5 protein-coding genes are annotated in these 8,802 nt (G+C 39.7%); all 5 read left to right on the top strand.

All coding sequences use genetic code 11. The features are described 5' to 3' along the window. Positions 1-1,422 (top strand): glycosyl hydrolase-related protein (locus AC1DPQ_RS09635; protein ID WP_477609018.1); only part of this gene is annotated, 1,422 nt, incomplete at its 5' end. Between the two features lie 114 nt (positions 1,423-1,536). Beyond that, positions 1,537-2,502: a phytanoyl-CoA dioxygenase family protein gene (locus AC1DPQ_RS09640; protein WP_477580823.1), complete on the top strand. Its 966-nt coding sequence runs from the start codon at positions 1,537-1,539 to the stop codon at positions 2,500-2,502. A 65-nt stretch (positions 2,503-2,567) separates the two neighbouring features. Then, positions 2,568-5,222, top strand: coding sequence for a glycoside hydrolase family 38 N-terminal domain-containing protein (locus tag AC1DPQ_RS09645; RefSeq protein ID WP_477609020.1), 2,655 nt, complete (start codon positions 2,568-2,570; stop codon positions 5,220-5,222). 14 nt (positions 5,223-5,236) lie between these two features. Then, entirely contained in the window at positions 5,237-7,681 is a 2,445-nt protein-coding gene (locus AC1DPQ_RS09650) for a bifunctional YncE family protein/alkaline phosphatase family protein (RefSeq protein WP_477609022.1), read from the top strand. A 246-nt stretch (positions 7,682-7,927) separates the two neighbouring features. Beyond that, positions 7,928-8,802 (top strand): hypothetical protein (locus AC1DPQ_RS09655; protein ID WP_477609024.1); only part of this gene is annotated, 875 nt, incomplete at its 3' end.

Below are 8,802 nucleotides of genomic sequence, written 5' to 3' on the forward strand. Positions count from 1 at the left end.
GAGTATATCCTGAATACAAACAAAATTGTAGGGGATGAATTAAAAGCTCACCTTAATCTGCTTGCAAAGTCGGTAAATGTAGCTGGAAAACGTTTAGTCGTTTATAATCCCTTACCCTGGAAAAGATCAGCGATCATTGAAAACCCATGGGAAAAGGGCAAATCTTTTTATGTTAAAGAAATAGAWGCCTCTGGTTATGTTTCTTATGCTCAAAATGATTTAAAAGAATTAACCCTTACAAGTGATACGCAATCTTCGTTTAGTACACCTTATTTTAAGATTATTTTCGACTTAAACAGGGGTGGGATAGCTTCATTGATAGAAAAAAAGACAGGCCGAGAATTAGTTGATCAATCATCAAAATATGCCATCGGTCAGTTTCTGCATGAACGCTTCAGTACAAAGGAAGTAGATCAATGGTTTAATGCCTACAGCAGGGTAAAAGACGGTTGGGGCTTAAATGATCTCGGTAAACCTGGAATGATCAATGCTGAAAAAGCGCCCTATTTAACTTTTACACCAAATGATTGGAAAATTTCTGTGTCTCATTCAGATATTGAAGATGTTGCAACTTTAACTGCTGTTGATCCTAAAGGTTTTGCTAAACATTATACCTTAACATTTACTTTTCCACGTAATTCGGCTTACGTAGATGTAGAATGGTTTGTTGATGGTAAAACACCTGATAAACAGCCAGAAGGAGGCTGGCTTTGTTTCCCATTCGCGGTTAAGCAGCCTACCTTTACAGTTGGTCGTTTGGGTGGCCCGGTAAATCCTGCCACAGACATTATTCAGGGAACCAACAAATATTTGATGGCCGTAAATTCCGGTGTTTCAATTACTGCATCAGATAAATCTGGGGTTGCGCTATCTCCAATGGATTCTCCATTGATTAGCCTGGGAGAACCAGGTTTATGGAAGTTTTCTTTAGATCATGAACCTAAAATACCATCGGTATTTGTCAATGTTTACAATAACATGTGGAATACCAATTTTCCATTATGGCAAGAGGGTACATGGAGTGAAAAAGTTCGTATATGGGCAGTTGATAAGCAGACCTCAACGGTACCAAACCTGGTTCAAAACTCATGGGAAGCCCGTTTGCCATTGTTGACAGGAATTGCTGAAGGAGAAGCAGGGAAATTGGCGGGGAAAAAGGATGGCTTGGCTATTTCACGTGGTAGTGTGCTGGTAACTGCTTTTGGCGAAAATCCCGATGGAAACGGAACTGTTTTGCGGCTGTGGGAGCAGGGAGGCCTTTCGGGAAATGTTACCGTCACTTTGCCCAAAGGATCAGCTTATACTAAAGCCACGCCGGTAAATCTTCGTGGTGAAGTAAAAGGAAAACAACTTTCCGTTTCCAATAGCAAACTCACTTTTCCATTGAACAGATATGCTCCTGCCAGCTTTATACTGAAATAAAAGCAGGCCGATATATAAGTATAAAAACAAAAAAAGCTGAGACATCATGTCTACTAAAAGAAGATGTTTTAAATCAAATAATAACTTTTTTATAAAGCTTTAAAAACAACGATTATGGGAAATTTAATTTTTTCTGAAGATTTAGCCGATTATAGCCATCCGATCAGTACCATGTTTGTCCAGCCACAGACGGCAAAGGAGTGGGAACAATACATGTTAACCGAAGAACAGATTGCTTCTTTTAAAAAGGATGGTTTTGTTAAAGGGATTAAAATTCTATCTGAAGAACAGGTAGATCTGCTCAATGCAGAACTTGTAAAATTACAATCATTAAGCGAAGAAAATAAAAAACTATTTTACCACTATGAAAGCAATGAATCCGAAGACCCTAACAAAGTACTCTTTCATGCAATCGGTGCCTGGCGTTTAACATCAGGATTTCATGATTTGTTATGGGCGCCTGCATTTCGCATGGCAGCTTACCAATTGTTGGGTCAGTCTTTTAGGATTTTTCACGACCAGCTGTTCTGCAAGCCTGCTAAACACGGCGGGGTAGTGGCATGGCACCAGGATTTTTCCTACTGGACATTTACCAAACCCATGCACCACCTCACCTGTTGGATCGGATTGGATGATGCCAATACCGAAAACGGTTGCCTCTACTTTGTTCCGGGAAGCCACAACTGGGGTTTACTTCCTATTACCGGGTTAACCGGAGATATGGATGCCGTAAGAGAAATATTAAATCAAGAACAATTGGAGGCCTTTGAAAAGCGGGTACCTAACGAACTGCCAAAAGGTTTTGCCAGTTTTCATCATCCGCTTACCATGCATGGCTCTTATGCCAATACTTCCGACCGGCCGAGAAGGGCAACAGTCCTAAATACAATGAGTTACCATACGCTTGGAAACACGGCGGGCTATCATAGACAAGAAGCCCTAAGCAGCTTTCCTCCAATGCCTCAGGATCAACAGCTTGATGGGAAGTTTTTTCCCCTTTTATTTGATGGAGATAAGGAATTAGATGCTTTCGGAAAAACAATCCCTAAAGTCGATTATAAGAAGTTGTACGATTTGTAATAGTAAATAATTCGAGCGATTCCTGTCCCCTTAAAAATGAAATTTCTAACCAAATCATAAAAAAAATGAAACATTTCGTTTTTGCTTTATTCATGCTTTTACTTGTAAGTACTTGCGTGGTTGGGCAAACAAACACTAGCGTAAAAGAAGTAATTGTTGTATTTAAAACACATTTTGATATTGGTTATACCGATTGGTCAGACAACGTTCGCTACAATTACGCTAATTCGATGATCACAAGTGCTTTGAATACCGTTGATCAGTCAAAAGATTTGCCAAAAGACCAACAATTTAAATGGACGATTTCAGGCTGGCCGATGAAAGAAATCCTTGCAAAAGCAACACCTGATGTTAAAACAAGAGTTGAAAAAGCCATAAAAGATGGGCGCTTTTTTGTTCATGCCCTGCCTTTTTCTATGGAAACCGAATCTAGTGATTTAGAACCGCTGGTACAATCGTTGGGATATGCTTCAAAAATAAGCAAAGAAGCAGGTTTGCCGCTACCAATAGATGCGAAAATGTCAGATGTGCCAAGCCATTCCTGGATTATGCCTACCCTGTTGAATAATGCAGGAGTTAAATTTCTGCATATTGGCTGCAATCCCGCATCAAGATCACCAGAAGTTCCCTTATTGTTCTGGTGGGAAGGTCCCGACAAATCAAAGTTGATGACTTTTTACTATGGTGAATATTACGGAACAAGTCCTGCGCCTCCAAAAGACTGGACGCATAAAACCTGGTTGGCTATCGTTCAGACTAATGACAACAGCGGCGCGCCAACTTACAAAGAATTTAGGGAAGCAGTAGCCAATATTGAAAAACTAAATCCGGGTGCAAAAGTGCGCGTAGGCAGTATGGCCGATTTTTACACCACAATTGCCAAAGAAAAACCAAAGCTGATTACCGTAAGAGGCGACATGCCTGATACCTGGATTCATGGTTATATGTCGATGCCGCGTGAAATGAAATCGAGTAGGGCCCTGAGCAAATCGACTTTAAATCTGGAAGCATTCAGTACCCTTTCTGCTATCTGGGGAAGAAAACCAGAAGAACCCATCAATACAATCGTTGATCAGTCATTAGAGAATATTAACCTTTTTGATGAACATACCTGGGGTTTGGCAATGAGCCACGGCAATTCTGGTTATTGGGCCTATGGCAATGAGTTTGAAAAACTACGCGCAAAAGGATACTATGACGCAATTGAGTATTCCTGGAAAGAGAAAGGGAATTATATTACTGGTTCAGAAAAACTAATTCTTCCAACTTTTAACAGAGAGATGAAGCGTTTGGCTGCTGCTGTAAATGTAGCAGGAAACCGTATCGTGGTTTACAACCCACTTCCATGGGAACGTAATGATTTAGTAACCCTTCAAACTGGCACAAATTTCAAAAAGACGTTGAAAAATGTAGCTACAGGGGAGCTGGTTCCGATTGTCAGAAATAAAAATATTCTTCAGTTCCAGGCCAATCGTATCCCGGCGATGGGTTACAGTACTTTCGTTTCATCTGATGAGGAAGCAGTAATTCCAAAATCGAATCTTTCACTGGATACGGAAAACGCAATGATGGAGAACGAATTTTTTAAAATCACCTTCGACAAACAAAGTGGTACGATCAAATCGTTGATTGACAAAAAATCGAAGAAAGAGATGGTTAATGAGAATTCGGAATACAAATTCGGACAGTACATGAACGAACATTTTTCAAAAGTTCAAACCGACAAGTATGCTAAAGATTATATTAAGGCAGGTTGGAACTGGGCATATTCTGAATTGGGCCGGATCAATCTTGATAATACGCCGTACAAAAAAACATCTGGTAAAAATGCAGCGATCAAATTTTCGAAAGATGCCTTATCGGTTACCGCTACAGTGACTTTCAAAGGGGATGCCGATCTGAATCACAATTATACGATGGTTTTTACCTTGTATGAAAATAAACCCGTTGTAGAGGTGATCTGGAGCATCAATGGTAAACCGGCAGAGGCCTGGCCTGAAGGCGGTTGGATTAGTTTTCCTTTCAATATCGAAAAACCAAAGTTTAAACTGGGCAGGCTCGGTGCGGTAATAGATCCAACAACCGATTTTGTAAAGGGTACGAATTTAGATTATGGTTTTATCAATACAGGAGTAGCCGTTTTAGATAAAAACAGTCAAGGGTTTGGACTTACTTCTCCTGATGTACCAGGTGTAAGTCTGGACCGTCCGGGGTTATGGAAATATTCAACCGATTTTGTTCCAAAAGAAGGAAATGTATTCTTCAATCTGTACAACAATCAGTGGAGTACGAATTTTACTGAATGGGTGGAAGGTTCGTGGAGTGCTAAATTTTATATCTGGAGCATCGATCGCTATGCTGATGGGAATTCTATCGTTATCCCTTCTGAAGAATTCAGAAATCCATTAATGGTAGGCTATACAGGCGGTGATGCAGGAAATCAAACAAGTAGTTCAAAAGGGATTTCAGTATCGGAAAAAGGAATTTTAGTGACCTTCTTTGGAAAAAACAGGGATGGTGAAGGTGATGTAATCCGTTTATGGGAACAAAATGGTAAAGCAGGTGCCTGTACCGTTAGCCTACCGCTCAACAGCAAATATAAACTGGCACAACCCTGTAATTTAAGGGGAGAAAAAATAGGAAAGGAAATTCCAATCAGGAACAATACGTTCGAAGTTAAGCTGAATGCCAATCAGCCTGCTTCATTTATTTTATTATAGATAAAAACAACGAAATGGATAAACCCATCAAGCGAATTTTTCTGGCGATTCTAATTCCTGTTTTTTTTACACTGAATTTGAAGGCACAAAACGCTGAACAAACTGTTTCAAAGAGTATTTTACTGCCCAATGGTTGGGGAATTACCAATGTGGGGCGATCCCTACCATTGGGCGATTTACCATTGAATATTGCGGTCAGCAAATCTGGAAAGCTGATTGCTATTACCAATAACGGTTTAGGAAAACAATATATTCAATTGATTGACCCAAAAGCGGAACGCCAATTGGATAGTGTTATTGTTCCGTCAAGCTGGTATGGGTTGAAGTTTAGCGAAAACGATAAAAAGTTATATGTTTCAGGTGGAAATGACAACGTCATTCTGCAGTACAAGATAGTTAATGACAAACTCAAACTGGCCGACACGATCATTTTGGGCAAAAAATGGCCTACACGTATTTCGCCAGCTGGAATCGATATCGATGAGAAAAAACGATTGCTTTATGTGGTTACCAAAGAGAATAATTCACTTTATGTGATTGATCTTGAGACCAAAAAGATAAAAAAACAACTTCCATTGAAGGGTGAAGGTTACACTTGTGTTTTAAGCCCGGATGCAAAAGAACTCTATGTGAGTTGTTGGGGGTGTGGAAAATTATTGGTTTTTGATACCATCAAAGAAGAGTTTGCCGCCTCAATTGCTGTTGGAAGCCATCCAAACGAAATTCTGCTTTCAAAAAAAGGCGCTTTCCTTTTTGTGRCCAATTCCGATGATAATTCCGTTTCTGTGATTGATAGAAAGAGCCGAAAGGTAATTGAGACACTTAATGCGGCATTGTTTCCAAATGCACCAGCGGGTTCAACCACTAATGGGCTTGCACTGAGCAAGGATGGAAAGCAGCTTTACATTGCCAATGCCGACAATAACTGCCTGGCTGTTTTTGACGTTTCTGAGCCGGGAGAAAGTAAATCACTTGGGTTTATTCCAACAGGCTGGTATCCAACTAATGTGAAGCTGGTTGATCAAAAAATATTGGTGACCAACGGAAAAGGCTTTGTACCAATGACCAATCTTCAGGCACCAACGCCATATATGAAAGGGTATGATTTAAAATATAGAGCAGAAGATACTTCAAAACCAAAATCAGTACATTCTATTGGAGAGCTGTTTCAGGGAACGCTGAGTATTATCGATAAGCCTTCGATAGATTTACTGGCTGCCTACACGAAAATGGTCTATGAAAATTCGCCGTATTCAAAAGAAAAAGAATTGAAAGCGCATAATGACGTTGGAAATCCAGTCCCGATGAAAGTAGGTGATCCAAGCCCTATTAAGTACGTGTTCTATGTTGTGAAAGAGAATCGCACCTACGATCAAGTAATGGGTGATGTGAAAGAAGGGAATGGGGATCCGTCTCTGGTGATGTTCGGTGAAAAAATAACACCCAACCAACACAAATTAGCGAAAGATTTTGTGCTTCTTGATAATTTTTATGTCGATGCTGAAGTCAGTGCCGATGGACATAACTGGACATTGGGAGCTTATGCAACCGATTATCTTGAAAAAATATGGCCAACCTGTTATAGTCGTGCCTGGGACTATCCGGGAGAAGGCCGGAGAGCAATAGCCAATAACAAGGCTGGATTCATTTGGGATGCCTGTAAACGTGCTAATGTAAGTTTCAGGAACTATGGTGAATTTATGCTGGACAAAAAGCCTACGCTTCCGGTCTTGCAAAACAACTATTGCAAGACTTTCAATTCTTGGGACGAATTGGCGGAAAAAGACGTAAACCGTTTTGAGCAATGGAAAAAAGATTTCGATTCATTGGTTGCGATTAAACAAGTGCCACGTTTCAACACCATTCGTTTCCCAAATGACCATACAGAGGGTTTGAGGAAAGGACGGCCAACACCGAATGCACATGTTGCCGATAATGATTTGGCTACTGGTCTTCTAGTGGAATATTTGAGTAAAAGTCCAATTTGGAATGAATGCCTGGTTCTGATTGTCGAAGATGATGCGCAAAGCGGTACTGATCACGTCGATGCACACCGCAGTACGGCATTTTTGGCAGGACCATATGTGAAAAGAAATTTTATCGATCACACGATGTATTCCTCTACTTCCTTTCTGCGTACGATAGAACTGATTCTGGGCTTAGCGCCTTTGTCTCAACATGACGCCGGATCAACTCCATTGTGGAACAGTTTTACTGCAATTCCTGATTTTACCTCTTTTAAATCGGTGCCTTCAAATATTGACTTAAAAGAAGTGAATTTGGTAATGAACAAATGGCAGCAAAAATCAGACACTTATGATTTTTCGAAGGTTGATGCCGTGCCCGATTTGGAGTTTACCGAGTTACTTTGGTATGCCATTAAAGGAGACAAAATTGCTTGCCCCAGCCCACGTCGTGCGGCATTTGTAAGATTAAGTAATAAAAAAGATGATGATTAAAACCAATGTTAACCCAAAAATTAAGTTACCTCTTGTACATTTTAACAAAACCTTTTGCAGGGTGATTTAATGGGAAGAGGGGATGTCAAACTGAAAGCGGTAGTTGATAAAAAAATAGAATAAATTTAAAAAGCACTAAAACCGAGTTTTTAAATTATATGAAGCCATCATGATTTTTCCAAAGCATAAATGGAGATGAATAAAATCATAACAGTTTCATCACCAATAAAAACAAATTTTATATAGATGAAAAAAATAGTAATAATTGCTGTTCTGCTAATAAATTGCATTCAAGCACAATCGCAGACTGCTGTTCCTTATTTTGGAAAAATAAATTGGGTTAATGGTTTTGCAAAAGAAATAAGTGGCGAAAACATCACTTACTTTTCGGCCTTTCCAGATTATGCCACAACAGCTTTGTTAACGCGGGTAACAGATGGTAAGAAAACCATCGAATGGGAAACGGCTAAAGTTCCTCAAAACAGCAAAGCAGATTATGTTTATTTCAGTTGGGTTGCCGCACATTCTACTGCGACCAGCAGCGGTAACCGCAATTTTGATTTATATGTAAACGATGAAAAACTGTTAACCTTTACCACAATACCAGGGAATAAAACACCTGACTGGATTTTTAAAACAGCTGATGGTTCTGCGCTGGTTTTTCAGCAAACTAAAAGAGATGGTGCCAATGATGCCCACGGACTGGCTTTCCTGCGCTTGCCAAAGAGTAAGGTAAAACCAGGGCAAGCAGTTCGGCTTAAAGTGGTTGGCCAGGCGCAGAATAGCAACGATTGGTATATGACCTTCAAATTTTCTTTTGAAGAAAAAGTAGACATCAATCCGATGCCATTTCTATTGAAAAACGGAAAACAGCCTATTGTATTAACCGCTTTGCACTTTGGAAAAGAGGAGCAGCTTAAGGTTAAAGTGAATAATAGTGAATCTTATTCTTTTATGATAAAAGATGGTGTAAACAATTTTGATATACCCGTAAATGCCGTAAAAAAAGATGATAGCGTGCAGATTTTAGCAATTTCGGCAGGGAAAACACTGGTTAATAAGTTTATAGCAATAAAATCGGTTGTTTACCGTGAGTTAAATTTTATACATCATTCCCATAC

The sequence above is a fragment of the Pedobacter sp. 01T416_2 genome (assembly GCF_056398925.1).